Source organism: Bradyrhizobium sp. AZCC 2289 (genome assembly GCF_036924615.1).
Lineage (GTDB): Bacteria > Pseudomonadota > Alphaproteobacteria > Rhizobiales > Xanthobacteraceae > Bradyrhizobium.
Map to the genome: position 1 here is coordinate 2,488,189 of NZ_JAZHRY010000001.1, position 25,731 is coordinate 2,513,919.

Consider the following 25,731-nt stretch of genomic DNA (forward strand, 5'->3'; position numbering starts at 1 on the left):
CTACGACTCGGCAAGCCATCCCCGCCCCGAAGTCTATGCGTGGCGCAGCCACGCGGCGACCGTCAGGACGAGGCAACGGCTCTCACCGCAAATGACAGGCGACCCAATGCCCGTCGGCGCTTTGCTTGAGCGCCGGCGGCTGGCTGCTGCATAACGGAAACTGCGCGATCGGGCATCGGGTGTGAAAATGGCAGCCGGACGGCGGATGAATTGGGCTCGGCACCTCGCCCTGCAACCGGATGCGCTGGCGTTTTACTTTCGGATCCGGAATCGGGACCGCCGACAACAGCGCTTCGGTATAGGGGTGCTTGGGCGAGGTATACAACTCGCGGGCCGGCGCGGTCTCGACGATACGGCCGAGATACATCACGGCGACGCGCCGGCTGATATGCTCGACCACCGACAGGTCATGGGCAATGAAGAGATAGGCCAGCCCGAATTTCTGCTGCAGGTCCTCCAGGAGATTGATGATCTGGGCCTGGATCGACACATCCAGCGCCGACACCGGCTCGTCGCAGATGATCAACTTGGGCTCGACGGCGAGCGCGCGCGCGATGCCGATGCGCTGGCGCTGGCCGCCGGAGAACTCGTTCGGATAGCGCCCCATATGATCCGCTCGCAGACCGACGGTCTCGAGCAAATTCACGACACGCTCTTCGAACTGCCGTCTGGTTTTCGTCAAGCGGTGAATGATCAGGGCCTCGCCGACGATCGCGCCGACATTCATGCGCGGATTGAGCGACGCATAAGGATCCTGAAAGATGATCTGGATGTCGCGGCGCAGCGCCCGTAGCTCGCTGGCCTGCAGCCGCCTGACATTCTTGCCTTCAAAATGGATCTCGCCGGAGCTCGGTTCGATCAGCCGAAGCACGCAACGCCCGGTGGTCGACTTTCCGCAACCGGATTCGCCGACCAGCCCGAGGGTTTCGCCGCGGTCGACGTTAAAATCGACACCGTCGACGGCATGGACGCTGCCGGCCTGACGGCCGAACAGGCCGCCTTTGATCGGAAACTGCTTGGTCAGGTTCCAGACCCTGAGCAACGGCTCACTCATTGGACGACCGTCTGTTCGGCATGGATACACGCAACCTTGTGGCCCGGTTCGAGCTCGCGCAAGGCGGGTTGCGCGTGCCTGCATTCATCCGTCGCAAAACTGCAGCGTGGCGCGAAGCGGCAGCCGGCCGGCGGATCGATCAGCTTCGGCACGCTGCCCGCGATCGTCTGCAGGCGGGTCTTGCGGACCGCTGCCAGATCGAGACGCGGGATCGAGCGGATCAGGCCCTGGGTATAGGGATGCCGGGGATTTGCGAACAGCCTCTCGCAGGAGGCTTCCTCCACCACCTTGCCCGCATACATCACCACGACGCGTTGCGCGACCTCGGCGACGACACCCATGGCGTGAGTGATCAGCATGATCGACATGCCGAAGCGGGATTTCATGTCCAGCAGCAGATCCAGGATCTGCGCCTGGATCGTGACGTCGAGCGCCGTGGTCGGTTCGTCGGCAATCAGCAGTTTGGGGCGGCACGACAGCGCCATCGCGATCATCACGCGCTGCCGCATGCCGCCGGAAAACTGATGCGGATAGTCGTTGACTCGGGCTTTCGGATTCGGGATCTGGACCAGCGCCAGCATGTCGATGGTCCGCTCCAGCACGGCGCGGCGGCTCAATCCTTCGTGCAGCGCGATCACCTCGCCGATCTGATCGCCGATCGTATAGACCGGACTGAGCGAGGTCATCGGCTCCTGGAACACGATGGCGATTTCCCGGGCGCGAATTTTGTTCATCTCGGCGGCCGGCAGCGGGACGAGGTCGCGGCCTTGCCACAGGATCTGCCCGCCGGCGATGCGTCCGGGTGGCATCGCGATGAGTTTCAGCACGGACAGCGCGGTGACGGTCTTGCCGCAGCCGGACTCGCCGACGACGCAGACGGTTTCGCCGCGCCCGACAGTGAGATCGACGCCGTCCACCGCATGCACGATGCCGTCGTCGGTAGCGAAGTGAGTCCTGAGTCCCCTGATATCCAGCAGCGCGGCTTCGCCGGCAGGTTTTTCGTCGAGCTCTATCACGGGCGCGTCGCTCGACATCTACATGACTTTCCTGGGATCAAGCGCGTCGCGCAACCCGTCGCCGATGAAATTGATCGCGAGCACGGTCAGGAAAATCGCAGCGCCCGCGAACAGCGCCCAATGCGGCGCAATGTCGAGGTAATCCTTGGCGTCGAACAGAAGGCGGCCCCAGGTCGGAATGTCCGGCGGAAAGCCGAGGCCCAGAAACGACAGCGTCGATTCCGCGATGATCGCCGCCGCGACGTCGATGGTGCCGGCCACGATCACCGGCCCGAGCGAATTCGGCAGAATATGCCTCAGCACCAGGCGCGGGGTCGTGGCGCCGAGCGCGCGCGCTGCTTCGACGAACTCCTTTTCGCGCAGCGACAGGAATTGCGCCCGCACCAGCCGTGCCACCGGCATCCAGCGAAAGGCGCCGATCACCAGGACGATCAGGATGAAGACGCCGCCTTCCGGGCCGACCCAGTTCTTGAGGAAATCCCGGAACAGATAGATCACCAGCAACAGCAGCGGCAGCTGCGGCAGCGCCAGGAACAGGTCGGTGATCCACATCAACGCGGCGTCAACGCTGCCGCGGGAGATACCCGATATCGCACCGATCAGGGTGCCGGCGATGATGGCCACAGACATGGCCGCGAAGCCGACCGCGAGCGAAATGCGTCCGCCATACAGCATGCGCGCCAGCAGGTCCTGACCGAGATCGTCGGTGCCGAACGGGTGCTCCCAGGACGGCGAACTAAGTCGCGCGGTGAAATCGATTTCGTTGATCGGCAGGCGCCAGACCAACGGCCCGAGCAAAACCGCCGCCGCCAGCAGCGCCAGGATCACCACGCTCGCAACGGCCATGCGATGGCGGCGAAACTTTCGCCACGCCTCGAAGCCCGGCGAGATGCGGCGCGGACGACCCTCGAGCGGGACGGCAATTTCAGCGATAGGAGATGCGTGGGTCAAGCCAGCCATAGATGATATCAGCCAGGAGGTTGAAGACGACGACGAGACAGGCGAACACGAAGGTCACCGCCATGATGACAGGCGTGTCGTTGGCGAGGATGGATGTGATCAGCAATGAGCCGATGCCCGGGATGCGAAAAATCTGTTCGGTGACGATGGCGCCGCCGAACACCGCGGGCATCTGCAGCGCGACCAGCGTCACCACGGGAATCAGCGCGTTACGGACCACGTGCTTGATCACGACCTTGCCTTCGCCAATGCCCTTCGAGCGCGCGGTCGTGACATAGTCGAGGCGGATGACATCCAGTACCGCGGAGCGCACATACCTCGTATAGGATGCGGCCTGAAACAGGCCGAGCACCGTGACCGGCATAATGCCCTGCTTGAAATATTCCCAATACCAGTGCCAGCCGGTGGCGGGGATATCGACGCGGTAGACGAAGGGCAGCCAGCCGAGATTGACGCTGAAGATCAGGATCAGCAGCAGGCCGGTGAAGAAAGTCGGCAGCGAAAAGCCGACAAAGGCAAAGGTGTTGGCGATCTGGTCAAAGATCGAATAGGGCCGCATCGCGGCATAGACGCCGACTGGCAGCGCAACGGCCAATGCCAGAAGCTGCGACGACCCGACCACGAACAACGTGGTCGGAACGCGCTGCAGGATCAATTTGTCGACGTCGATGCGGCTCGAGAAGGAGAAGCCCCAGTCGCCGCGCAGCATCGCGACCAGCCAGTGCACATAACGAACGAAAATCGGATCGTCGATCCCGAATTTCACCCGCAGCGCCTCCCGCACTTCGGGCGGGATATTGCTGTTGGTGGCGAGCTCGCCGAACGGATCTCCAGGTGCCAGCGCCAGCAGGACGAACAGAACGAGACTGATGCCGAGCAAACTGGGAAGAGCGATGATCAGGCGCCGGAGAATGTATTTTCCCATCGTCGTCCCGCCGTCGCCCGTTCAGCTTTTTCGCATCCAGACTTTCACATCAAATCTCATGTTTCCCGGTACCAGCTCGCGATCTGGTACAGGTCGTTATCCCAGCCGGTCAAATGCGGGACCAGATTGGCGCTCAGGGCCTGGACCTTGGGCCGACGGACCACAGGCAGGATATAATTGTCGCCCACGACCAGATCGTTGAGCTTGATGAACATCGCCGCCCGCTTCACCGGATCGAGCTCCTGTTCGGCCTGTTTGAAAACCTCGTCATATTCCTTGCTTTGCCAGCGGGCGACATTGCGCCCCTGCCACTTGTTCTCCTTGGTCGCCACCTGCCACGATGTGTACTGGTTCATGAAGAACTGCGGGTCCGGTTGCGTCATGGTGGTGTTGTACATCTGCGCGTCGCAATAGAAATGCGGGTAGGTGTCGGGGTTGGCGGCATCGGAGGAGAAGAACACCGATGCCACGATCGACTTCAGTTCGATCTCGATGCCCGCCTTCTGACACGCCTGCTTGACGATAGCCTGGGTCTTCTGCCGGGGCGCATTGATCGAGGTCTGGTACGCAAACTTCAGCGATTTACCATCCTTGGCACGAATGCCGTCCGCGCCCTTCTTCCAGCCGGCAGCCTCGAGAATCGCGTTGGCTTTCTCGATGTTGAATTCGAGTTTGGTATTTTTTGACCGGACGCGCTCCGGGGCGTTCAGGAAATTTGCGGTGGCGGTAGCGGTGCGGCCGTAGATGAATTTCTGGATCGAGCCGCGATCGATCAGGAGATTGAGAGCCTGGCGCACCGCCGGGTCGCTGAACAGCGGATGTTTGGTCTTCAGGCTCGCGCGCTCGCCGTCGATCTCGGCCGCCGGGTCGGTTGTGTTGAGCATGATGAACTCGACCGCGCCGGTCTCGACAATGCTCACCCTGCCTTTGCCGGCACTTTCCAGCTTGAGCAGGATTTCGTCTTCGACCAGCATGTTCCAGGCATAATCATATTCGCCGGTCTGCAGCACCGCGCGCGCCGCCGACACCGCGTCGCCGCCGCCCTTGATTTCGACCGTATCGAAATGCGGCCGGTTGGGAACGTGGTAGTCGGGATTGAGCTTGGCGCGGACCATGTCGCCCGGCTTGAAATCAACGAACATGTAAGGGCCGGTGCCCACCGGCTTCAAATTGGCCGGCGCATCGCGCGATTTGCCGCCGATGTAATCAGCGAACAAATGTTTCGGGATGATCATGCCGTAGGTGCCGACAAAGGCATCAGCCCAGAACGGCGTCGGCTTGGCAAACTTCACGCGAACGGTGAAATCGTCGACCTTTTCGACCGTGATATCCTTGTAACTGGCGATCGAGACCGCCGCGGTCTCGGGCGTTCGTGCATATTCCCAGTTGAAGACGACGTCATCGGCCGTGAACGGCATGCCGTCGTGCCATTTGACGCCCCGTTTCAGTTTCCAGACCACCGAGAGGCCATCCTCGGCCAATCCATCATTTTCCTTGCTCGGAATTTCGGCGGCCAGGAACGGAACCAGATTGCCATCATTGTCCCATCCGGCCAGCGGCTCGTAGAATATCCGGGAGCCTTCCTGGTCCTTGGTGCCGACGGCGAAATGCGGGTTGAGCAGGGTCACCGCCTGCCAATACAAAAGTCTAAGAAGGCCGCCGCCGCCGGCCTTGGTCGGCTTGTAGGGGACCGCGGTCGCGGCCATCGCCACCCCGGAATGGCTCAGCATCATGCTGGCCATCGGTGCCGTCAGGCCGACGGCGATCATTTTTTGGACAAAGGCCCGCCGCGACAGGTGGCCGGTCTTGACGTCTGCAATCAGATCTCGAAGTTCCCGCTCTTGCATCGGTTCGGCCCCTCGCTGGTGCTGAATTCCCACCCTTCGATGCCTCCGCCATTGCAGAGGCCCAGAGCGATCGGAAATGGATCAGGTTAGCATCCCCCTGTCAAAGCAGGATCCGGGCCACGCTTCGCCCTGGCGGGCTACGCGTGGCGCAGCCGCGCCGGCAGCCTCAACTAGCGGTCGTGTCCGGACGGCGGTAGGCTAGCGGCAAAGCGGTCACAATCCGTCAGGTCAAAGGAGGAACGCATGCGAGAGCTGACGCCGGACACCATTACAGACGCGGTGCTCGACCAGATGGCAACGACGCCGGACCCGCGGATGCGGGAGGTGATGGCCTCCGCGGTGAAGCATCTGCATGCCTTCGCCCGCGACGTGAACCTGACGCCGGCGGAATGGATCAAGGGCATCGAATTCATGACCGCGGTCGGCAAGATCTGTACGCCGGCGCGGCAGGAATGCATTCTGCTTTCGGATACGCTCGGCCTCTCGGCATTCGTCAACGGCCTGCACGACAACACGGCCGTCGAGGAAGGCACCCATACCAGCCTGCTCGGCCCGTTCTTCCGCGAGACCACGCCCAGACTGGCGGCAGGCAGCCAGATCGCCGGCACTGTAAAGCCCGGGAGCGAGTGCGTGCTCTACGGCCGTGTCAGCGACGTCAACGGCAGGCCGCTCGCCAACGCCACCGTTTCGATCTGGCAGACCGGCGCAGACGGTCTTTACGACATTCAGGAAAATGCCGCCTCCGTCGACTATCGCGGCGTGTTCACCACGGATGCCGATGGCGTCTATCTGCTGCGTACGGTCAAGCCGATCGGATACTCGATCCCGATGGATGGCCCCGTCGGCGCCATGGTCCGGGCGCAGGCGCGACACGCCATGCGGCCGGCCCATATCCATTTCCTGGTCGGCGCTCCCGGCTATCGCGAACTGGTGACAGCGCTCTATTTGCGCGACGATCCGCATCTCGAGGACGACGTCGTGTTCGGCTCGTCGGGCGACCTCGCCGTCGACATCACGCCGAACGATCCCGCCTGCCCCATCAAGGGGCTGCCGAGCATCCGCTTCGACATGCGGCTGTCACGCGAGAGCGCGGTCGACAAGATCAGCGGACGCGTCGGCGCCGACCCGTCCGCGATCCTGAAACCGGCCGCCGGGGCCGGGAACGGGCATTCTCCCGCGTCGGCGCCAGCGGCGAGCTAGGGCTGCGGACTTGACGTTCGCATCAGCTTCGTCGCAAGCGATTCGCACAAACGTTAAGCGCCGAGGACCGCACCCGAGACTTATTGTGGCTTGTGGCCCGGCGCGCTTTCGTCCTAACTTTCTGTCTGCGACAAATCGGAGCACAGAATCCGAACGCGGGCAGGCGACAAAAACACTTGGCAACAAAACACTTGGGGAGGATCAATGAAACGCAGGACATTTCTCGGCGGAACGATCGCCGCCGCGGTGGTCGGACGGACCTCGGGCGTTGTCGCCGAGCAGCCGCCGGTCAAGATCGGCATGAGCATGGCGCAAACCGGCGGCCTTGCGGGCGGCGGCAAGGCTTCGCAGCTTGGCATCGAGATCTGGCGTGACGACGTCAACGCCAAGGGTGGCCTGCTCGGCCGCAAGGTCGAACTGATCGTCTATGACGACAAGTCGAGCGCTTCCGAGACCCCGGCGATCTACTCGAAGCTTCTGGATGTCGACAAGGTCGATCTGCTGTTCGCGCCCTACGCGACGGTGCCGACGGCGCCGCTCATGCCGCTGGTCAAGCAGCGCGGCCTGTTGCTGATGGGCAACTTCTCGTTTCAGGTGAACAGCAAGGTCGGCCACGACATGTGGTTCAACAATGCGCCCTGGGGACCGGCCGACAGCTGGGCGGCGGCGTTCCTTGATCTCGGCCAGAAGGCCGGCGGCAAGACCATGGCGCTTCTCGCGGCGGACCAGGAATTCGCCCAGAATCTGGCGGTGACCGCGAAGGCGGTCGCAAAGAAGCTCAACATGTCTGTCGTCTTCGACCAGTCCTATCCGCCAAACACCGTGGAATTCTCCGGCATTCTCCGTGCGCTCAACGCAGCGAAGCCTGACATCGTCTATGTCGCGTCCTATCCGCCGGACTCGGCCGGCATTTTGCGCGCCGTGAACGAGATCGGAATCGGGGACAACGTCAAGATCTTCGGCGGCGGCATGGTCGGCCTGCAATTCGCGGCCGTGATGGAGAATCTGGGTTCGCTGCTCAACGGCGTCGTCAATTACAACACCTGGCTGCCGGAGCCGAACATGTACTTCGACGGCACCAAGGCATTCTTCGACGCCTATACGCCGCGCGCCAAGGAAGCGAAGGTCGATCCGCTTGGCTACTATCTGGCGCCGTTCGGCTACGCCTCGGGGCAACTCGTCGAGCAGGCCATCAAGGCCGTAGGGTCGCTCGACCAGAAGGCGATCGCAAAATATCTGCACGCCAACGAGGTCAAGACCATCGTCGGTCCGATCGCGTTTTCGGCGGACGGCGAGCGCAAGGAAACCGCGACGCTGATGGCGCAGTTCCGCGGCGTCAAGGACAAGAACGTTGAGCAGTTCCGCAGCCCGGGCAAGCAGGTGATCCTGTTCCCGGAGAGATTGAAGTCCGGCGAACTCGTCACGCCATTTGAGGCCGCCCGGACGTAACCTCGCGGTTTTTCTGTGGATCACACTGCCGGCCATGATTGGGGGCAAATGCGCCCCGGTCAGGGCGGTGGAATAACCGGGCGGCGCGAGCTGCGGGAAGCGGCGAACGGTTCAAGGGGGACCTCACTTGTTTTCAATGGACCTGCTGCTCGATGCGGTGGTGATCGGCGTGCTGCTCGGCTGCTTCTACGCAGCCGTCAGCCTCGGGCTGTCGGTCTCGTTCGGCTTGCTCGACGTGCCGCACGTCGCGCATCCGGCCTTTCTGGTGATGGCGTCCTACGCCGTGTTCTTCCTCAACGATCGCTTTGACATCGACCCGCTGCTGGCGGGGCTGTTGATCACGCCGCTGCTGTTCCTGTTCGGTCTTGTCGCCTACCGCCTGTATTACGAGACATTCGAAAAGCGCGGCAGCGACGCCGGGGTGCGCGGCATTGCGTTCTTCTTCGGCATCGCCTTCATCATCGAAGTGCTGATCATCCTGCAGTTCGGCGTCGACCAGCGCTCGGTGACCGCGACCTATATCGGCAAGGCCTGGCGGATCGGCGATATGCGGATTCCGCTCCGGCTGCTCGTCGCGTTCGCGGTCGCCGCTGTGCTGACGATCCTGCTATCGCTGTACCTGTCCAAAACGTTTATGGGCCGCGCGATCCGCGCGGTCGCGCAGGACCAGGAGGCGCTGCGGCTGATGGGCGCCAACCCGGTCAAGATCAAGCAATGGGCGTTCGGCATTGCCACCGCCGTGCTCGGGATCGCCGGCGCCCTCTTGATTATCGTCGCTCCCGTCGATCCGATCCTCGACCGCGCCTATATCGGGCGGACATTCTGCGTCGTGGTCATGGCCGGGCTCGGCAGCATGACCGGCACGCTGATCGCCGCCATCATCCTCGGCGTCGTCGAAACCATCGTGCTGACCTTGTTCGGCGCCTCCTGGGCGCCGGCGATTTCGTTCGCCATGCTGCTCGGCGTTCTCGCCATCCGGCCGCAGGGCCTGTTCGGCAGGCGGTCATGAATCGTAACAGCATCGCTTTCTGGATCGGGGCGGCGCTTTTTCTCGTCGTCGTCGCGCTGTTGCCGCAACTCATCCGCAACGAATATCCCTTCTTTGCCGCCTATGTGATCCTGCAGTTCATCGTGCTCTCCGTGGCATGGAGCATCCTCGGCGGCTATGCCGGTTACGTCAATTTCGGCACCAGCGCGTTTTTTGGCGTCGGCGTTTACACTGCCGTATTCCTGTTCAAGGCGACGGGGGCGCCGCTTGCGGTGCAGATCGCCGCGGCCGCCGCGGTCGGCGCCCTGCTCGGCTTCGCGGTGGGCCTGTTGACCTTGCGCATGCAGGGCATCTTCTTTTCGATCGCGACGATTGCGCTGACCATCGTGATCGAGACCTCGGTGACGAACTGGCGCTTCGTCGGCGGTGCGGCCGGCATCCAGATGCAGCGGCCGGCGGTGATGGCGCCATTCGACAGCTATGTGCAGATGCTGGTTTTCGTTCAGGCGCTGCTGGTGGTGCTGGCAATCGCGATCGCGCGTTACATGCAAAGCTCCTGGATCGGCCGCGGCTTGCAGGCGCTCAAGGACGACGAGCTCGCCGCCGAATGTACGGGCGTGCCGACCCTGCGGCTCAAGGTGCTGGCCTGCGTGATCTCCGGCGCGCTGATGTGCGCGGCGGGCGCACCCGCGGCGATGTACCTGCAATACGCCGACCCGTCGTCCGCCTTCAATCTCAATTACTCCGTCTCGGTGCTCGCGATGTCGCTGATCGGCGGCACCGCGCATTGGGCCGGCCCGGTGATCGGCGCCATCCTGCTCGGCACGACGCAGCAGCTCCTGACCGTCACCATCTCGTCGGAAGTGAACCTGCTGGTGCTCGGCATCATGCTGGTGGTGTTCGTGGTCGCAGCACCCGAAGGCCTGATCGGCCTGATCCGCAAGGCCAGCCGCAAGCGCGCGGAGCGCGAAGCATGACATCCACTGAACCCGACCTGCCTTTGCTGCGGATCGGCGGGCTGACCAAGCGCTTCGGCGGCTTCACTGCGCTGGACAATGTCAGCGTCGATATTCGCGCCGGCGAGCGCTTCGGCCTGATCGGCCCGAACGGCTCGGGCAAGACGACGCTCATCAACTGTATCTCCGGCGCGTTCCGCACCGAGCCCGGCACCGTGCTGTTCCGCGGCGAGGACATCACGCCGCTGCCGGCGCATATGCGCACCCGCCGCGGCATTGCGCGCAGCTTCCAGATCCCGCGGCCGTTCAAAAGCATGACGGTCGTCGAAAATCTGATGGTGGCGCTCGATTTTGCGACCGTCGCCGGCGGCTTCGTCCCGGCCGCGCATCGGCGCGACACCGTGATGGCGATTTTGGCGCAGACCGGCCTCACGTCCAAGGCCGACCTGCCGACCACGGGCCTCAGCCAGGTGGAATTGCGCAAGATGGAGCTCGCGCGCGCGATGGCGACGCACCCGAAACTGCTGATTTCCGACGAAGCCATGGCCGGCCTCTCCTCTTCGGAAGTCGATGAGGTGCTCGATCTCCTGATCAAACTTGCCGGCGAAGGCATCACCATCATCATGATCGAGCACATCATGCAGGCCGTGATGCGCTTTTCGCAGCGCGTGATGTGCCTCGACGCCGGCCGGATCATCGCGCTCGGGGCGCCGGATGAGGTAATGGCCAACCGGCGGGTGCAGGAGGCCTATCTTGGCACTTAGCCTCGCCATCAACGACCTCGATGCAGGTTACGGCGCCGTGAAGGCGCTGCGCGGCGTCAGTCTCCATGTCGAGGCCGGCGAGACCGTCGCGTTGCTCGGCACCAACGGCAACGGCAAGAGCACGCTGATGAAGTGCATCGCGGGCCTGGTCCGGCCGGGGCGCGGAAGCATCTCGTTGACCATCGACGGCAAGCCGCACGATCTGACAAAACTGTCGCCCGAGGCCATCGTCGATCTCGGCGTGGCGATGGTGCCTGAAGGCCGGCGGCTGTTTCCAAAACTGACCGTGCTGGAAAATCTGATGCTCGGCGCCTTCCGCAAGGCCGCCCGCCGCGACATCGATCGCAACCTCGCGCTGGCCTTCGACACGTTTCCGGCACTGAAGGAGCGGCAGAGCCAGCTCGCCGGCACCATGTCAGGCGGCCAACAACAGATGCTGGCGATTGCGCGCGCGCTGATGTCGTCGCCACGGCTGTTGCTGATCGATGAGCCGTCGGTGGGCCTGTCGCCACTGCTAGTCTCGCAGACCATCGCCAAGATCGGCGAACTCAATAAACGCGTCGGCCTGACGGTGCTGATGGCGGAGCAAAACTTCAACCAGGCGATCCGCATCGCCGACCGCGGTTACATCATCGTCCACGGCGAGATCGTCGTCGCGGCCGCTTCGGTCGACGAATTGAAAGGCAACGACATCGTCAAGCGGCTCTATCTTGGCGGGGTGGTGTGAGCGCGGAGCAATGCCGTTGCTGCGTCGCCATACTCGCCCAACCGGGCGGAGCCTGAGCGCTGCCCTGCCCGCCTTCCTCCAACGAACGAAATAACCAACCCGGCGTGGAACCCGCCGGGCGCCGCCGCGATTATCACATCGGGAGCGTTGAACCTTTAGCCGATGGCGGAGACCTAGCTAAGAGGGGAACTCCAGGAGGCTGTGATGACCCACTGGCACGATTCCATGGTGGACAGGCCCGAAACGGATGATGCGGTTTACGCGACCGGCTGGACGATTTCCGGCCTCGCGGTGCTCGGGACCATCATTGCGGTCTGGGCCTTCGGGATCTGACGGCGCGGCGCGGCCCGTTGCATTGCCATCCGGATTCCAACATACGCTGCGCTGCAACCAAATTGACCCAAGGCGCCGTCATCGGGTGACGGTCACGCCATTTCCTTCAACCGCCTCAAGAGCCTGCGATGTTCGCGGCATCCGGCGAGGCCGGGATGCGTCAACAGCATAACGGGCGTTTCTGTCCCACCGACACCGGCCAAAACAAGGCGATCGATATGAAGACCGGGGTGGGAGCCGCCGGCCGCGCGAAGCATGGCGTCCAGTCTGCCATCCAGCAGCTCGGCCAGATCGTCGGTCAGCCTCAATTTCACCGCTTCCTTGACTGTTGCTGCCTGACGAAGCTTCCGCACCGTCGAGGCGGCCGCTCGCGCGATGTGCGGCGTAATGCCCAGGCGCAGCGTTCGCCCCTGCAACGCCGGCGCGGCCGATTCCGTCGCCTTTGAAATAATGTCGAACGCGGAAATGATGGCCGGCAGATAGGCTTCGCCCGCGTCGGTCAGGACCAGGCTGCGCGGCAGACGTCGAAACAGCGCAATGCCGAGCGCGTCCTCGAGCGATTTCACCTGCTGGCTCACCGCCCCCGGCGTCACACAAAGCTCGTCGGCGGCGCGGGTGAAGCTGAGATGGCGCGCCGCCGCCTCGAACGAACGCAAACCATTGAGGGGTGGCAGTCGATGGCTCATGTCGCTTCCGGAATTTTCTCGGCCGTGATCGGCGGAGTGTCATGCATCAGATTTTCTGGGTCAATCGCTCAATTTAAATCGTTTGCGCCTGGCTCGAAGCCCGCGATATCGGTGCTTGCGACGCAGCATTGCGCATTTCGAACGCGATGGTCTGCGTCGCAAGCGATCAATCCTTGAGGATCCCCATGAACGGCACCGACGACGTCAAGATCATCGAAGGCGTGATCCAGTCCTATCTCGATGGACTTTACGAGAGCGACGCCGGCAAGATTGCCAGCGTATTTCATCCGACCAGCGCGCTGACGAGCGTCACCGACGACGGCGAACTGGTGATCACCCCCCGTGACATCTGGCTGGACAAGGTTCGCGTGAGGTCGTCGCCGAAGCAGCGGGGCCTGCCCCGCGACGATCAGGTCCTGACCATCGACCTCGTCAGTCCGACCATGGCCTATGTGAAACTCAAATGCGCGATCCCGCCGCGCTTCTTCACCGATCAATTGTCGCTGCTGAAGATCGAGGGGCGCTGGCAAATCGCGCAAAAGGTTTTCATGACCGAAATGCGGGAATAGCCGGCTCCGGGAGGCAATAGCAATGAGCGTACTCGACGACTATCTGGTCGATCCCAATTTGTCGCTGCTCGACAAGACGCGTATCCAGGCCCAGGTGCTGGTGCCGGTGCTGCGGGCGCTGCGTTCGGAACTGGGAAAGGAAAAGGCGGACGCGATCGTCAAGCAAGCCTTGCGCGATTGGTCGAAGCAGTTGTTCGCCGCCATCGGCGACAGCATCGAGGGTAGCCCGCGGAAGAAATGGGCGGCCATCCAAAACGTATTCGGCGAGGTCTCTGGCCGGGAGGTCGAGGTCGAGATTCTGCGCCACGACAAGGAGGCGCTGGATATCGACGTGACGCGCTGCCGTTTCGCCGAATTCTTCCGCGCATTGGGCGAACCCGAACTCGGCGGGCTCTTGATATGCGAGGCCGATTTCGATATTGCGGCAACGGGCGGCAGCGAGGTCAGCCTCACGCGCGAGCAGACGATCATGCAGGGCGCCCCGAGCTGCACCTTCCGCTACCGGTTCGCACCGCGATGACGGCACCTTCACCAGCAGGGCTCGGGAGCCGTCAGGCGCCTACGCTCTCATTGACCTGCCCATATAATTGCTCGACATAGCGGTCTTCGATTTCGAGCGCCTGCAACTGTGTCGCAAGTTGCGCGAGGTATTCGCGGTTGGTGCCCAAAATGCCCTTGCCGCTGGCAATGATCGCCGCGGTCTCGCCGAGCGGCAGTTCGCCGACATAGCTCGGATGCGATGGGTTCGAGACAAAAGCGAGCGCAGTGATCGGCCCCTGCGGCGTCGCCATCGGCACCATCGCCGGCGCATAGCCGCCCCGCAGCATCTCGCGCCGCCACAGGATCGCCGACTCCGCAGCCACCGAACCGGCAGCAATCCGGAACGCCAATCCCCGGCAGCAGCCAGCCTGCGCTTCCAGCGACAGCATCAGCGCCGGGTATTCCCGCGAACCGCGGCCGAGATCGATCTTCAGGGTGAACCGGCGCTGATAGCCGTCAAGGTCGGCCAGCCTGACTTCGGTGAAATGGAAACCGGGGTCCCACATCAGCGATCCGTAGGAGTAGATCCAGAGGTCGTCGGTGTTGCTGTGGTTGCCGAGCAGCGTAAGTCGCGACTCCTCGATGATTTCATCCGACAATCGCCAGTTCGCCGGGAATCCCGCGGCGCGGGCGCGTTTTTCCCACATCGCGAACATTTCCGGCGTCAGGCGCAGCAATGAATTCTCCGGAGACGTCACCCGGTCGCGAAGGTTAGGCAGATGGATGAAAGCGTCCTGGGTCAAGCACGGCTCCCGAGAATGTCCTGACCACCGCTTATATCCGGACGTTTCAGGCAAGGCGGTCACGATTTGGTTGGCGGAAGCCTCCGTGCCGAAGATCAGGGCCGCGTTCGAATGCCTTTACGAGGCCGCGTCCATTCCCTAGTTTTCGCGCGCCATCCCAAGCCAGTGAAAGCCCGTACCATGCACGACCTGTTCTCCAACGCCCAGCAGATCCGCAAACCGGCGGTGACCTCCAAAGGCGGCATCGTCGCCGCGCAGTCGCGAAAAGCCGCCGAAGTCGGCGCCGCGGTGCTGGCGGCCGGCGGCGATTGCGTCGATGCCGTGATCGCGACCACATTCGCGCTTGGTGTGCTGGAGCCCTGGATGAGCGGCGTCGGCGGCGGCGGCGCGATGGTGCTCTATCGCGCGCGCGAAAACCGTTACGAAGTGATCGATTACGGCATGCGCTCACCGAACAGCCTTCGCACCGCGGATTATCCGCTCACCGGCGATGGTGCGGCCTCCGACCTCTTCCCCTGGCCGCGCGTCAAGGACGACCGCAATCTTCACGGTCCCGGTTCGATCGCGGTGCCCGGCGTCGTCGCCGGCATGGAGGAAGCGCATCGCCGCCACGCCAAGCTGCCCTGGAAGGAATTGCTGGGCCCGAGTGTCAGCCTCGCCAGTGCAGGTCTGCTGGTGGACTGGTGGACCACACTGATGATCGCGAGTTCCGCCGCAGACCTGCGGCGTTACCCCGCGAGCGCCGCCGCCTATCTCCTCGATGGGCTGCCGCCGAACGCACCGTGGGGAATCAGGTCCCACGTGCGCCTGCCGCAGGAAAGACTGAAAGCCACGATGGCGCATCTCGCAGCCGAGGGACCGCGCGATTTCTACGAGGGCGATCTGGCGCGCAGCGTCTCGGCCGACATTCAGGCCGGCGGCGGCGCGCTATCGGTCGAAGACCTCGCGTCCTTCCGCTGCCACCTGCGCGAGCCGCTGGTGATTCCCTATCGCGGCGGCAAGGTCTACGCGACGCCGGAGCTGACCTGCGGACCGACGCTTGCGCATACGCTACGCCTGCTGCAGCAAAGCCTGCAGCCCGCGCGCGGCGGACCGGACGCATCGGCCTATACCGCCTACGCCTCGACCCTGCAATCGGCCTATCGCGAACGCCTGAGCGATATGGGCGATGCCGACGGCCGTCGGGCGCTGGGCGCCGAGGCACTGGCGCCGGCCTGCACCACGCATTTCTCGGTGGTCGATCGCGACGGCAACATGGCGGCGGTGACACAAACCCTGCTGTCGGCGTTCGGCTCCAAATTCGTGGCGCCGCAGAGCGGAATCACCATGAACAACGGCATCATGTGGTTCGATCCGACGCCTGGCCTGCCGAATTCGCTTGAACCCGGCAAACGCTGCCTGACCAACTACACGCCGGTGCTGGCGCAGGCCGCAGATGGCAGGCGTCTGGCCGTCGGCGCGTCCGGTGGGCGGCGCATTCTGCCGGCGGTGACGCAAGTTCTGTCCTTTGTGATGGATTACGGCATGGACCTCGACGCCGCGATCCATCAGCCGCGCATCGACGCCAGCGAAGGCGCGATCGTGATCGGCGACGTGCGGCTGCCGACGCCGGTACGCGAGGCCTTGCGCGCACGCTTCGATTACGAGGAAGCCCGCGCCCAGACCATGCCGATGAAGTTCGCCTGTCCGAGCGTGGTACTGCGCGAGGGCGCCACCAACAGTGGCGCCACCGAGCCGGTTCAGCCCTGGGGCGACGCAGTGGCGGAGGCCTAACGCTGGCGCAATGGGCTCAAGCCCGCTGGCGCCGTCCCAGAAAAATGTGCAGCGCCAGCAATGCCGGCAATAAAACCCCGAAGGCCAGATGCACCCAGCTCATCCAGGGCCGCACGGCTTCGGATCCCAGATAGTAAAGACCGAACGCCGTCACGATCAGGATCGCGTTCAGCGCGACCATCACCGACCCCATCACGAGATTGTGGCCGCGCCGCCAAGCGCGCAGCACGTGAACGGGGACGAGCGCGCCCAGCAGCAGCAGGGTCACCATGGCGGCGCCGCCGTGCAGCATCAGCAGATAGACCGCGATCTGCTGCCAGGCTTCGCCGTTCACGCCCTCCTTTTGCCAATCGGCCGCAAACCAGCCACCCCCTGACAAAAAAAGTACCGCGACCGCGGCGTAAACGCCGTAGCGAAATTGAGGATTAAGCCGCAAGGGAAACCTGGTCTTTCAGGTCGGAGGAAATCTGGATGTCGCCGTCTGCCAGAACCAATAGCGCGCCTGCGCGATAGTGCTCAAGCAAATCGGCCGCGGAAGTGCCGGCAATCATCACGATTTTGGTCAGCGCATCCGCGATGTCGCAGGTTGGCGCGCGCACCGTCGTTCCCCGAATCGCGCAGGCCGGCTTGGACGTGATCGGATCGATGATCGCCGAATTCGTCGTTTCATCCGATCGAAAAGGATCGAACCGGCGCGCCGATGACGCCAGCGCTTCATTCCTGATGCTGATGTCGCACATGAAACTTTGCGGATTGACCGGATTGCGAATCGAAACCGTCTGCGGATCCGGGCCGAATGCAGCGAGGTCGCCGCCGGCGTTGACCAGCCCGTTGGCAATGCCGAAGCCGCGCAAGGCGTCCAGTGCGCGATCGACCGCAAAACCCTTGGCGATACCGCCGAGATCGATTCCGATCCCGGGACCGGAAAAGCGCACCGTTTTATCGCCCAGCAGCTCGACCCGGTGCGCGGTTCGCGCTTGCGGGACGTCCCGCGATCCTTCGCCCGGTCCGGGAAGCAAGCCAAGCGCCTGGAGAACCGGGGCAATCGTGATGTCGAACGCACCGTGCGACCGAAAATACAGCTCGATCGCTATCCGCAAAACCTCGTAGGTCCAGGGGTCGACACTCACCGGATGACTGGAAGCAAATTGGTTGAGCCGGCCAACGTCGCTGTCCGGCTCTTGAAAGCTCATCAGCCGATGCACCTTCGCGACCGCGTCGAATGCGGCATCGATGCCCGCATTCAAATCGGCCTTGCTCGCGCCGGACGCCTGGATTTCCACAAACGTGCCGAGCAGCGGCTTGGCGCGACGAATATTACCGCAATCGATTGCCATAGGCCGACAATACCCGTTTGACGCCTTCGGTGACATGGGTGGACGACAGCGTCGCGCCGGCAATGTTGCGGATGTCGCCGTTGATCTTGAGCGGGCTGCCGCTGGTTTTGCCAACAAACTGCGCCAACCAGCTCGGGCTCCGGATCTCGCCCCCATAGGATTCCCGGTATTGCAGGATCTCGACGTTGTGCACGGCACCCGCCAGGGTCAGGGCGACGGCATAATCGATCAAGAGATGTTTGCCGACGACGCGGTCGAAAATGAAGAACCCGACCGCGCGGCCGCCGGCCTCGGCCTTCCAGACCCGGCCCGCCTGGACTTCCGAAAAATTGGTCGCCGACGGAAACGCCTGTTTTTGCGCTTCGGCGATCGAAAGGTACTGCATCGAATAGGCCGGCGACGCGATCGATACGATCGCGGCGGCCGGTAAGGTGTATCGTACCCACTTCGTCATATTCCAATTGCCTCCATTGTGGTGTCAGGCTTGATCGAGCCCGGCCGGATCAGAAGAAAAATCCGACGCCGCCAAGAAACGAGTCCGACAAGGCGCCAACGACGCTCTTGTCGATGACCCTTTGATAGGTCGCCTTGAGAACCAGTTTGGGTGACGGGAAGACCGCAAGGCCCGCGGTGTGGAACGTGCGCTGCCCGGCCCCCGTCGGCATGTTCGCGTCCGTGCCCGCAAAGCCACCGGTCTGCAGGTTCTCATAGGTGTAGCGATAGAACGGCACCGCCTCCCACTCGCTGTTCAGGATCGTTCCAAGCGGAACGTGGTAGGCGATTTCGCCGGAATAGCCATACATCGTCTTGCCGACATTGTTGATCGGATCGGTGTCGTTGTTGGCGCGAAGATTTTCGGGGTGGCCGAAATTCACCCACACATATTCGCCGCGCAGCTCGAGGCCGGTGGTGGGGATGCGGTAGCGGAATTCGGCATCGAAGATGCCAAGGCTGGTGCGGCCGAGCAACTCTCCGGTGTCCGCATAGGCACCGCGTGGCGTGACATTGGGGCTGTAATAGCCGCTGATGCTGCCCGCAAATCCCGGAACGAATGCCGGCGCGAAATCCAGCTTTCCGGCAACCGCAACCGCGTCGCTGAGCTGTGAAAAACCGCCGCGGACCGGAGCCGCGAAAGCAAGTGCATCGAGACCGCTAATGCCCGGCGCGTAACCGATCGGGAACGGCGGCACGGTGTTGGCATCGGTCCGCAGCCCGAAGTCGCCGCCAAAGTCCTCCAGACTGCTACTGACTTGGACCTGATAGCTCAAACCGTCCGCGATGGTGCCGTAGACACTGCTCGCGCCGGCCTTGAACGTCGATGGAATGAGCCCGTTGTAAAGCTCCGGCCGATTGACGCTGTAAAACTGGGTCGGCTCGTGGTGCTGGTTGATGTAACCAATCGGCACCAGATCGATGCCCGGCGATCGCCAGTTGAACTGATCGATGATCTTGAAGTCGATCCAGATCTGCTCGATTTCCGCCGTGCCGTGCAGCTTGTCGTCGGCGTCGAACCCGGAGCCTGCATGTTCGAATTCGATCTCGGCGTTGAAGATGATGTTATCGGTGATCGCATAGGTCGGCAACAGCACGAACCGGGCGGCATCGAAACCGTTCTGCCACTGGCCATTAGCCGCGGGGTTCTGCATCGCGCCGTATTTTATCTCGCCATAGGCACCGATACTGAGACCGACGACGGGCGAGGCCGCCAATCCGAGAATGGGAAGATCCGGGGAGGAAGTCGGCGTACCAGGCGCTTTCCCGGTCGATTTGGTGCGGAGATCGGTTGCATCGGCGGGGCTGGCCGTCGCATTGGGATCCTTGCCGGCGTCCTTATTGCCACCCTTGCTGGTGTCCTTATCGGCATCCTTAATTGGATCCTTATTTGGATCCTTATTGGGATCCTTGGCATTTGCCTGCAGCGCCGATGTTCGGGCAGGCTTGGCGAGCTCTTCGTGCTTGGCGACCTGCTTCTGCTTCAGCTCCGCCTCGAGCGACTGAATGCGTTGCTCCATCTTCTCCATTTTCTTCAGGAGAATGTCGTTGGCATCGCCATCGACAGCGAAAGCTGCTCCGCCGGTGAAGGTCGACAGCGCGGTTGCTGCCAGAAACAGACTCACGCTGTTTCGATAGCCGGTTCGAGCAACTTTTGACGGATTGGATCGCGGCGTGAAAAGACGCAAAGACATGAGGCCCCCAGACTGCGGGGGTCGATACCCCGCGACGATAGTGTAGCTAGCACCGCTCGGGAGCGTTTCCGAAAACCGAAAAGGTTTTCGAAATTGGAATCTGTCTAACATCGAAGATTAGAACGAAACTAAATCGTCGAAGAAAACTAGAATGGTTCTACGAGAAGTACATCGCGCGCATGCAGGCGTCGGATATTTATAATCCTTCTAAGGACACAGCCCGCTAAAGACACAGCCTGCGGCTGCGGACCTGCGGCCTTCTCCCGCGAATGTGCTCACCGACGACGCCGTCCGGTCTTATCTGCCGCCGCCGATCCCGGCTTGTCGGGCCGACCGGCAGCGGTAAGATGGTGGAGGAAACGCCGACTGAAAAAATCCGATGACCGGGAGCGCAGGCCATGGCGAGCGCAGCAGAGCAAGCATCCCCGTGGCTCAAGGGGCGGACCTTCGAATCCTGGCGCGAGGAATTCGACCGTCGCGGTTATGTGATCTTCGAGCGCGTGCTGTCACCGGCCAAGGTCGCCGAAATCCGGGCTGCACTGGCGCCGTTCCTGGCGCGCGATCTCAAGGGCCGCAACGATTTCGAGGGCGAGAAGACCAATCGGGTCTATGCGCTGTTGGCCAAGTCTCCGGTGTTCGCGGAGCTCGCGATCCATCCGCTGGCGCTGGCCTTTGCCGAGGCGGAACTGGGATCGAGTTGCCTTTTGTCCGCCCTGCTCGCGATCAACCTGCATCCGGGCGAGACCGTGCAGCCCTGGCACTTCGACGACAACGGCGCCAAGGTGCCACGGCCGCGGCCGGCGCTTGGGATCAGCACGTTCTGGGCGATCGACGACACCACCGAGGTGAACGGCGCCACCGAGATCATTCCGGGGAGCCATTTATGGGACGGACAGATCGTCGAGGGCGCGGTGCAGCCGTCGGATTTCGCCCGCAAGGGCGCCGATCGCGATGCCGGCGAGCGGCCCGACGCGATCAAGATGATGATGCCGTCAGGCTCGCTCGCGATCACCAAGGGAACGCTGTGGCACCGCGGCGGCGCCAACCGCTCGGACCGGCCGCGCCTGATCATCACGCCGCAATATTGCGCGGGCTGGGTGCGGCAGCTGGAAAACATGGCGCTCGCCGTTCCCGCCGACGTCGCCGAGCAATTGCCGGAACGCGCCCGCGAACTGATCGGCTACTCGATCCATCCGCCGTTAATGGGGCACGTCAACGGACTGCATCCCCGGCGCCTGTTGCGCGCAACGGCAGGCGACGTGAGCCGGCGGACGGCGTGATCGGCTTGCTTGCCGCTACATCCCCAGCCGGTCCCTCACCCGCCCCGCCAGCACCGCGGCCGTGACGCCGAGCGGCCAGAACGCATGCATCGCGATCGGCTTGATGCCGGTCACCGGCATGTCGATCTCCGCATTCGCGCCGCCGATCAGGCGACGCGCGAGCTGCGCGCCCATCGCGGTCGACAGCGCGACGCCGCGGCCGTTGCAGCCGAGCGAAACCAGGAGGTTTTCCGCGGGCTCGTGCACATGCGGATAATGATCGGCGGTGATCGCGAGCCGGCTGTTCCAGCCATGCGTCCAGGTGACGCCCTTCAGTTGCGGCCACAGCCGCTCTGCGTAGCGGATGAAATAGGAAACGTCGGAAGGCTTACGGATCCAGCGCATCGGTCCACGGCCGCCCATCAGCAGGCGATTGTGCTGATCGATGCGGTAATAGACCGTGATGTGACCACTTTCATACAAAACCGAGCGCGTCGGCATGATTGCGCGCGCGACGTCATCTGACAGCGGCGCGGTCGTGGCGATCGACGAAAACACCGGCACGATGGTGCGGCGGAGCGCCGGCCAAAGGTTGTCGGTGAAGCCGTTGGTTGCGAGCAGTACCTTTTCGGCATGCACGACCGCGCGCGGGGTTTCGATCCGCCAGCACGCGCCGTCACGGCGCAAGGACAGCGCCGGCGTTTCGCCATGGACGGCAGCGCCCGCCGCGATCGCGGCGCGTGCCAGGCCGCGCGCATAACTCAGTGGATGCAGGTCACCGCCGCGAGCATCGAGCATGGCGCAGAGATAGCGGTCGGTGCCGGTGATCTCGCGCATCTTCGTAGCATCCAGCAGTGTCACCGGCATGCCGCGCCGGATGCATTGTTTCGCGGTGGCTTCGATCGCGGCGGCGCTTGCGGCATTATAGGCGGCGCGCAGCGTGCCGTTCTGCCGCGCCTCGCACGGGATCTGGTAGCGGCGGATCAGATCGAGCGTAAAATTGGTGGTGCCGTAGGAGAAGTCGATCATGCGGCGGCCGAGCTCGGCGCCGAAATCGGATTCGATCTGATCGGGATCATGCTTGAGACCGGGATTGACCTGGCCGCCATTGTTACCGGACGCGCCCCAGCCCGGCTCCTGGGCTTCCAGGACGGTCGCCTGCACGCCCTGCTCGGCCAGATGCAGCGCGGTGGAGAGCCCAGTGAAGCCACCACCGACGATCGCGACCGGCACGCTTGTGTCCGCCTCGAGCGGCGGCGTGGATACCGGCGCCACCGCCGTATCGGCGTAGAGGCTTGGCGGCAGCGGCAAACGGGAGTGCGCGTTCATGGATGACAACCGGATGTCTAGAGCGGATGCAGCACGCGGCGCAAAAAGTCCTGGGTGCGCGCATGCTGGGGTTGGTTGAGCACGGTTTTGGCGGCGCCCTGCTCGACGATAACGCCGCCGTCGATGAACAGCACGCGGTCGGCGACGTCCTTGGCAAAGGTCATCTCGTGGGTGACGACGACCATGGTCATGCCGTCATCGGCGAGCTTGCGCATCACCGAGAGCACCTCGCCGACGAGTTCCGGATCGAGCGCCGAGGTCGGCTCGTCGAACAAAATCGCCTTCGGCTGCATCGCCAGCGCGCGCGCGATCGCGACGCGCTGCTGCTGGCCGCCGGAGAGCTGCGGCGGATAGGCATCGGCCTTTCCGGCAAGACCCACCTGCGCCAGGAGATCGCGGCCGCGCTCCAGCGCTTCCGCACGCGGCTCCTTCTTCACATAGATCGGGCCTTCTACGATGTTTTCAAGCGCGGTCCGATGCGGGAACAGATTGAAGCGCTGGAACACCATCGATACCTGGGTCCTGATATCAACGATCGACGGCGCGTGGGCGTCGACCCGCGCGCCCTCGACCAGGATGTCGCCGGCCTCGTAACTCTCCAGACCATTGATACAGCGCAGGATGGTCGATTTGCCCGAGCCCGACGGGCCGATGATGCAGACCACCTCGCTTTTCTCGACCGAGGCCGTGATGCCCTTCAACACCTCGACTGCGCCGAATCGCTTGTGGACGTCGCGAAGCTCGATCATTTGCGGTTCGCCTTGCTCTCGAAATGGCGAACCAGCAGGATCAGCGGAATGCTCATGGTGAGATACATCAGCGCGACCAGCGTGAACACAGAGGTGTTCTTGAAGGTCGAGGACGCAATCAATTTTCCCTGCAGCGCGAGTTCAGCGACCGTGATGGTCGAGGCCTGCGAAGAGTCCTTCAAGAGCATGATCATGATGTTGCCGTAGGGCGGCAACACGATTTTGACCGCCTGCGGCAGCACCACGCGGCGCATGGTCAGCCACCAGCCCATACCGATGGTCTGCGCGGCCTCGACCTGTCCCTTGTCGATCGCCTCGATGCCGGCACGGAAATTTTCCGCCTGGTAGGCCGAATAGGCAATGCCGAGCCCAAGGATCGACGCCTGCAGCGCGGTCATCGCCACACCGAAATCGGGCATCACGAAATAGAGGTAGAACAACAGCACGATGATCGGAATGCCGCGGATCACATTGATCAGGCCGCCGCTCAGCAGCGTCAGCGCACGGACGCCGGAAACCCGCATCAAGGCCCACAGCAATCCGAGAACCGTCGACAACAACAACGAGCCGATGGTGACGACGATCGTCAGCCAGACGCCCTGCAACAGGATCGGCAGGAACTCGGCGGCGTCGTTCAGGAATTTTTGCATCGGTTCAGATCACGGCTGCACCCTGCGTCAGGCGGCCTTTGGCTTCAGGCCCCATTTGTCGAGAATCTTGTCGAGGGCGCCGTTCGCCTTGAGTTTTGCGAGCGAGGCATTGATCTTGGTCAGCAATTCCTGATCGCTCTTGCGGATTCCGATCGCAACGGTGCCAACCGTGGCCGGTTTGTAGGAATCGACCAGCCGCACCTCGCCGAAAGCGCCCTGCTTGAGGTTGTAGGCCAGGATCGGATAATCCGCGAAGCCGGCCTTGAGGCGGCCCGCATTCACGTCGCGCAGGATGTCGGGAATGGTGTCGTAGACCTTCACTTCGCTGAACAATCCCGTCTTCTTCAGCGCATCGACAAAGGCGGTTCCGACCTGGGCGCCGACCGTCTCGCCCTTCAGATCTTCCTGCGAGGCGTAATTCTTGGCGTCGGTCTTCGGCACCACGAGACCTTCGCCATAGGTGTAGACCGGCTCGGAGAAATCGATCACCTCTTTCCGTGCGGCGGTCGCGAACATCGCGGCCGAGATGATGTCGATCTTGTTCGACGTCAGCGACGGCACCAGCGCCGAGAACTGCATCGGCTCGATCTGCACCGTGAAGCCGGCGTCCTTGCCGATCTCGGTGATGAGATCGACCATCACGCCCTGGATGCTGTTAGTCTTGGTATCGAGGAAGGTGAAGGGAATGCCGGTTGGCGTCGAGCCCACCTTCAATACCTGCTGCGCGGAGGCCGGCACGCCGGCGGCAATGGCAACAACCGCGATAGCGGCCTGAACGAGTCGCTTGAGGGGCATCGCATTACCTCCTGTACCAGGGAAGGCCGAGCGGTCGCCCACACGATTCTCGACGAGAAGGCTTCTCGACGAGAAGGTTGCGGACAAGGCCGTTCAGGCCTATTTTCACCAATATGAAATTGTGGTCACATTTCCAAAGTCATTGCAAGCGGTTTTCATGCACATGAAGGAAGCGGATTGACGTGAGCGGTGGCAAGAGAATGCGCAAACCGGCGCCCAAAGCAATCGGCAAGGCCCGAAGGAAGGCCCAAAGGAAGGCCCATGCGAAGGCGGCGGGCAAGCCGGCAAGGAAGGCGAAGGCGTCCGCCAAGGCGGCCGAGCCGGCGATGGATCTCGCGGTCGGGCGCCGGATCCGCGAATTGCGCCGCGCGCGCCAATTATCGCTGGAGACGGTGGTGGCGCGAACCGATCTGTCGATCGGCTTTGTCAGTCAGATCGAGCGTGGCCTGTCGTCGCCTTCGCTGCGTGTATTGGCGACGCTGGCCGATGTGCTTGGCGTCGGCATTGCCGCATTGTTCGGCGCCAAACCGGACGACGACGGCGCTTCCGGCGGCGTGGTGACGCGCGAGGCGCAGCGCGCCGAGCTGAAACTCTGGCGCACCGGCATCTCGAAACAATTGCTGAGCCCGGCCGGCGCGGAGAACCGCCTCAATCTGTTTCTGGTGCATATGGAGCCCGGCGGCAGCACCGGCGACGAGCTCTATACCCATGACGGCGAGGAGGCCGGCCTCGTGCTGGACGGCGAGATGACGCTGACCGTCGACGCCGAGACCTGGTCGCTCAAGACCGGCGACAGCTTTCGCTTCGCCAGCCGCCGCCCGCACCGTTTCTCAAATCCCGCCGATGACGCCAAGGCCGTGGTGCTGTGGGTGAATTGCGTTTCGCCCATAGCGTAG

27 protein-coding genes are annotated in these 25,731 nt (G+C 63.1%); 12 read left to right on the forward strand and 15 right to left on the reverse strand.

Annotated elements, in window-relative coordinates; all coding sequences use genetic code 11:
- Positions 1-82 precede the first annotated feature (82 nt).
- The 5 genes from V1289_RS12125 to V1289_RS12145 are packed head-to-tail and all read right to left on the reverse strand — an operon-like array spanning position 83 to position 5,802.
- Positions 83-1,054 (reverse strand): ABC transporter ATP-binding protein, encoded by a 972-nt coding sequence (locus tag V1289_RS12125; protein ID WP_334397177.1) that lies wholly within the window; start codon positions 1,052-1,054, stop codon positions 83-85.
- Positions 1,051-2,088: an ABC transporter ATP-binding protein gene (locus tag V1289_RS12130; protein ID WP_334397178.1), complete on the reverse strand. Its 1,038-nt coding sequence runs from the start codon at positions 2,086-2,088 to the stop codon at positions 1,051-1,053. Before V1289_RS12130 ends, V1289_RS12125 begins: the two co-directional genes overlap by 4 nt.
- Positions 2,089-3,030: an ABC transporter permease gene (locus V1289_RS12135; protein WP_334397179.1), complete on the reverse strand. Its 942-nt coding sequence runs from the start codon at positions 3,028-3,030 to the stop codon at positions 2,089-2,091.
- Positions 2,996-3,955 carry an ABC transporter permease gene (locus tag V1289_RS12140; RefSeq protein ID WP_334397180.1) on the reverse strand — a complete coding sequence of 320 codons (960 nt, stop codon included), beginning with the start codon at positions 3,953-3,955 and terminating at the stop codon, positions 2,996-2,998. The genes V1289_RS12135 and V1289_RS12140 overlap by 35 nt, the downstream gene beginning before the upstream one ends.
- Positions 3,956-4,011: 56 nt before the next feature.
- A complete protein-coding gene (locus V1289_RS12145) occupies positions 4,012-5,802 on the reverse strand; it encodes a peptide ABC transporter substrate-binding protein (RefSeq protein ID WP_334397181.1) in 1,791 nt (596 codons plus the stop codon).
- A 243-nt stretch (positions 5,803-6,045) separates the two neighbouring features.
- On the opposite strand from V1289_RS12145, the gene V1289_RS12150 reads away from it, so the two are divergent.
- The 7 genes from V1289_RS12150 (at position 6,046) to V1289_RS12180 (ending at position 12,219) form a co-directional block, all read left to right on the forward strand.
- The gene (locus V1289_RS12150; RefSeq protein ID WP_334397182.1) at positions 6,046-7,002 is read left to right on the forward strand and encodes a dioxygenase family protein; all 957 of its coding nucleotides are present in this window, start codon (positions 6,046-6,048) and stop codon (positions 7,000-7,002) included.
- Between the two features lie 204 nt (positions 7,003-7,206).
- Entirely contained in the window at positions 7,207-8,451 is a 1,245-nt protein-coding gene (locus tag V1289_RS12155) for an amino acid ABC transporter substrate-binding protein (RefSeq protein WP_334397183.1), read from the forward strand.
- 136 nt (positions 8,452-8,587) lie between these two features.
- On the forward strand, positions 8,588-9,460 hold the full coding sequence (locus V1289_RS12160) for a branched-chain amino acid ABC transporter permease (protein WP_334407423.1): 873 nt from the start codon (positions 8,588-8,590) through the stop codon (positions 9,458-9,460).
- The gene (locus V1289_RS12165; protein ID WP_309179431.1) at positions 9,457-10,416 is read left to right on the forward strand and encodes a branched-chain amino acid ABC transporter permease; all 960 of its coding nucleotides are present in this window, start codon (positions 9,457-9,459) and stop codon (positions 10,414-10,416) included. Before V1289_RS12160 ends, V1289_RS12165 begins: the two co-directional genes overlap by 4 nt.
- On the forward strand, positions 10,413-11,159 hold the full coding sequence (locus tag V1289_RS12170) for an ABC transporter ATP-binding protein (protein WP_334397184.1): 747 nt from the start codon (positions 10,413-10,415) through the stop codon (positions 11,157-11,159). Before V1289_RS12165 ends, V1289_RS12170 begins: the two co-directional genes overlap by 4 nt.
- Positions 11,149-11,886 (forward strand): ABC transporter ATP-binding protein, encoded by a 738-nt coding sequence (locus V1289_RS12175; protein WP_334397185.1) that lies wholly within the window; start codon positions 11,149-11,151, stop codon positions 11,884-11,886. The genes V1289_RS12170 and V1289_RS12175 overlap by 11 nt, the downstream gene beginning before the upstream one ends.
- A 204-nt stretch (positions 11,887-12,090) precedes the next feature.
- Positions 12,091-12,219, forward strand: coding sequence for a hypothetical protein (locus V1289_RS12180; RefSeq protein ID WP_309179433.1), 129 nt, complete (start codon positions 12,091-12,093; stop codon positions 12,217-12,219).
- Positions 12,220-12,311: 92 nt separating this feature from the next.
- On the opposite strand, the gene V1289_RS12185 is transcribed toward V1289_RS12180, so the two are convergent.
- Complete coding sequence (locus tag V1289_RS12185; protein WP_334397186.1) at positions 12,312-12,905, reverse strand: LysR family transcriptional regulator; 594 nt, start codon at positions 12,903-12,905, stop codon at positions 12,312-12,314.
- A gap of 185 nt (positions 12,906-13,090) precedes the next feature.
- On the opposite strand from V1289_RS12185, the gene V1289_RS12190 reads away from it, so the two are divergent.
- Both V1289_RS12190 and V1289_RS12195 read left to right on the forward strand, forming a co-directional pair.
- Positions 13,091-13,474 carry a nuclear transport factor 2 family protein gene (locus tag V1289_RS12190; RefSeq protein ID WP_334397187.1) on the forward strand — a complete coding sequence of 128 codons (384 nt, stop codon included), beginning with the start codon at positions 13,091-13,093 and terminating at the stop codon, positions 13,472-13,474.
- Between the two features lie 22 nt (positions 13,475-13,496).
- On the forward strand, positions 13,497-13,994 hold the full coding sequence (locus V1289_RS12195) for an L-2-amino-thiazoline-4-carboxylic acid hydrolase (protein WP_334397188.1): 498 nt from the start codon (positions 13,497-13,499) through the stop codon (positions 13,992-13,994).
- A gap of 31 nt (positions 13,995-14,025) precedes the next feature.
- On the opposite strand, the gene V1289_RS12200 is transcribed toward V1289_RS12195, so the two are convergent.
- On the reverse strand, positions 14,026-14,757 hold the full coding sequence (locus V1289_RS12200; protein WP_334397189.1) for a gamma-glutamylcyclotransferase: 732 nt from the start codon (positions 14,755-14,757) through the stop codon (positions 14,026-14,028).
- 180 nt (positions 14,758-14,937) lie between these two features.
- Here V1289_RS12200 and V1289_RS12205 point away from each other — a divergent pair, with 180 nt between their 5' ends.
- Complete coding sequence (locus V1289_RS12205; protein WP_334397190.1) at positions 14,938-16,530, forward strand: gamma-glutamyltransferase family protein; 1,593 nt, start codon at positions 14,938-14,940, stop codon at positions 16,528-16,530.
- A gap of 16 nt (positions 16,531-16,546) precedes the next feature.
- Here the strand turns inward: V1289_RS12205 and V1289_RS12210 are convergent, their stop codons facing one another.
- The 4 genes from V1289_RS12210 to V1289_RS12225 all read right to left on the reverse strand — a co-directional run bounded on the left by V1289_RS12210 (position 16,547) and on the right by V1289_RS12225 (position 19,984).
- Positions 16,547-16,864 (reverse strand): hypothetical protein, encoded by a 318-nt coding sequence (locus tag V1289_RS12210; protein WP_334397191.1) that lies wholly within the window; start codon positions 16,862-16,864, stop codon positions 16,547-16,549.
- 91 nt (positions 16,865-16,955) lie between these two features.
- Positions 16,956-17,867 (reverse strand): FAD:protein FMN transferase, encoded by a 912-nt coding sequence (locus V1289_RS12215; protein ID WP_334397192.1) that lies wholly within the window; start codon positions 17,865-17,867, stop codon positions 16,956-16,958.
- On the reverse strand, positions 17,848-18,321 hold the full coding sequence (locus tag V1289_RS12220) for an FMN-binding protein (protein ID WP_334397193.1): 474 nt from the start codon (positions 18,319-18,321) through the stop codon (positions 17,848-17,850). The genes V1289_RS12215 and V1289_RS12220 overlap by 20 nt, the downstream gene beginning before the upstream one ends.
- Before the next feature lie 49 nt (positions 18,322-18,370).
- Positions 18,371-19,984: a hypothetical protein gene (locus V1289_RS12225; RefSeq protein WP_334397194.1), complete on the reverse strand. Its 1,614-nt coding sequence runs from the start codon at positions 19,982-19,984 to the stop codon at positions 18,371-18,373.
- A gap of 467 nt (positions 19,985-20,451) precedes the next feature.
- On the opposite strand from V1289_RS12225, the gene V1289_RS12230 reads away from it, so the two are divergent.
- Positions 20,452-21,333 (forward strand): phytanoyl-CoA dioxygenase family protein, encoded by an 882-nt coding sequence (locus tag V1289_RS12230; protein WP_334397195.1) that lies wholly within the window; start codon positions 20,452-20,454, stop codon positions 21,331-21,333.
- A 15-nt stretch (positions 21,334-21,348) separates the two neighbouring features.
- On the opposite strand, the gene V1289_RS12235 is transcribed toward V1289_RS12230, so the two are convergent.
- Genes V1289_RS12235 through V1289_RS12250 form a run of 4 tightly spaced genes read right to left on the reverse strand, consistent with a single transcriptional unit; the run spans position 21,349 to position 24,835 of the window.
- On the reverse strand, positions 21,349-22,641 hold the full coding sequence (locus V1289_RS12235; RefSeq protein WP_334397196.1) for an NAD(P)/FAD-dependent oxidoreductase: 1,293 nt from the start codon (positions 22,639-22,641) through the stop codon (positions 21,349-21,351).
- A 17-nt stretch (positions 22,642-22,658) separates the two neighbouring features.
- Entirely contained in the window at positions 22,659-23,390 is a 732-nt protein-coding gene (locus V1289_RS12240; RefSeq protein ID WP_334397197.1) for an amino acid ABC transporter ATP-binding protein, read from the reverse strand.
- Positions 23,387-24,040, reverse strand: coding sequence for an amino acid ABC transporter permease (locus V1289_RS12245; RefSeq protein WP_334397198.1), 654 nt, complete (start codon positions 24,038-24,040; stop codon positions 23,387-23,389). The genes V1289_RS12240 and V1289_RS12245 overlap by 4 nt, the downstream gene beginning before the upstream one ends.
- 27 nt (positions 24,041-24,067) lie before the next feature.
- Positions 24,068-24,835, reverse strand: coding sequence for an ABC transporter substrate-binding protein (locus tag V1289_RS12250; protein ID WP_334397199.1), 768 nt, complete (start codon positions 24,833-24,835; stop codon positions 24,068-24,070).
- Between the two features lie 200 nt (positions 24,836-25,035).
- Here V1289_RS12250 and V1289_RS12255 point away from each other — a divergent pair, with 200 nt between their 5' ends.
- Positions 25,036-25,731 carry a helix-turn-helix domain-containing protein gene (locus V1289_RS12255; RefSeq protein WP_334397200.1) on the forward strand — a complete coding sequence of 232 codons (696 nt, stop codon included), beginning with the start codon at positions 25,036-25,038 and terminating at the stop codon, positions 25,729-25,731.

Coding starts and splice junctions, on each gene's coding strand:
- V1289_RS12135 (WP_334397179.1), bottom strand. CDS start 3,030: ATGGCTGGCTTGACCCACGCATCTCCTATCGCTGAAATTGCCGTCCCG.
- V1289_RS12165 (WP_309179431.1), top strand. CDS start 9,457: ATGAATCGTAACAGCATCGCTTTCTGGATCGGGGCGGCGCTTTTTCTC.
- V1289_RS12245 (WP_334397198.1), bottom strand. CDS start 24,040: ATGCAAAAATTCCTGAACGACGCCGCCGAGTTCCTGCCGATCCTGTTG.
- V1289_RS12195 (WP_334397188.1), top strand. CDS start 13,497: ATGAGCGTACTCGACGACTATCTGGTCGATCCCAATTTGTCGCTGCTC.
- V1289_RS12255 (WP_334397200.1), top strand. CDS start 25,036: ATGCGCAAACCGGCGCCCAAAGCAATCGGCAAGGCCCGAAGGAAGGCC.
- V1289_RS12170 (WP_334397184.1), top strand. CDS start 10,413: ATGACATCCACTGAACCCGACCTGCCTTTGCTGCGGATCGGCGGGCTG.
- V1289_RS12250 (WP_334397199.1), bottom strand. CDS start 24,835: ATGCCCCTCAAGCGACTCGTTCAGGCCGCTATCGCGGTTGTTGCCATT.
- V1289_RS12160 (WP_334407423.1), top strand. CDS start 8,588: ATGGACCTGCTGCTCGATGCGGTGGTGATCGGCGTGCTGCTCGGCTGC.
- V1289_RS12235 (WP_334397196.1), bottom strand. CDS start 22,641: ATGAACGCGCACTCCCGTTTGCCGCTGCCGCCAAGCCTCTACGCCGAT.
- V1289_RS12125 (WP_334397177.1), bottom strand. CDS start 1,054: ATGAGTGAGCCGTTGCTCAGGGTCTGGAACCTGACCAAGCAGTTTCCG.
- V1289_RS12240 (WP_334397197.1), bottom strand. CDS start 23,390: ATGATCGAGCTTCGCGACGTCCACAAGCGATTCGGCGCAGTCGAGGTG.
- V1289_RS12185 (WP_334397186.1), bottom strand. CDS start 12,905: ATGAGCCATCGACTGCCACCCCTCAATGGTTTGCGTTCGTTCGAGGCG.
- V1289_RS12130 (WP_334397178.1), bottom strand. CDS start 2,088: ATGTCGAGCGACGCGCCCGTGATAGAGCTCGACGAAAAACCTGCCGGC.
- V1289_RS12155 (WP_334397183.1), top strand. CDS start 7,207: ATGAAACGCAGGACATTTCTCGGCGGAACGATCGCCGCCGCGGTGGTC.
- V1289_RS12230 (WP_334397195.1), top strand. CDS start 20,452: ATGGCGAGCGCAGCAGAGCAAGCATCCCCGTGGCTCAAGGGGCGGACC.
- V1289_RS12205 (WP_334397190.1), top strand. CDS start 14,938: ATGCACGACCTGTTCTCCAACGCCCAGCAGATCCGCAAACCGGCGGTG.
- V1289_RS12150 (WP_334397182.1), top strand. CDS start 6,046: ATGCGAGAGCTGACGCCGGACACCATTACAGACGCGGTGCTCGACCAG.
- V1289_RS12220 (WP_334397193.1), bottom strand. CDS start 18,321: ATGACGAAGTGGGTACGATACACCTTACCGGCCGCCGCGATCGTATCG.
- V1289_RS12180 (WP_309179433.1), top strand. CDS start 12,091: ATGACCCACTGGCACGATTCCATGGTGGACAGGCCCGAAACGGATGAT.
- V1289_RS12215 (WP_334397192.1), bottom strand. CDS start 17,867: ATGGCAATCGATTGCGGTAATATTCGTCGCGCCAAGCCGCTGCTCGGC.
- V1289_RS12190 (WP_334397187.1), top strand. CDS start 13,091: ATGAACGGCACCGACGACGTCAAGATCATCGAAGGCGTGATCCAGTCC.
- V1289_RS12145 (WP_334397181.1), bottom strand. CDS start 5,802: ATGCAAGAGCGGGAACTTCGAGATCTGATTGCAGACGTCAAGACCGGC.
- V1289_RS12140 (WP_334397180.1), bottom strand. CDS start 3,955: ATGGGAAAATACATTCTCCGGCGCCTGATCATCGCTCTTCCCAGTTTG.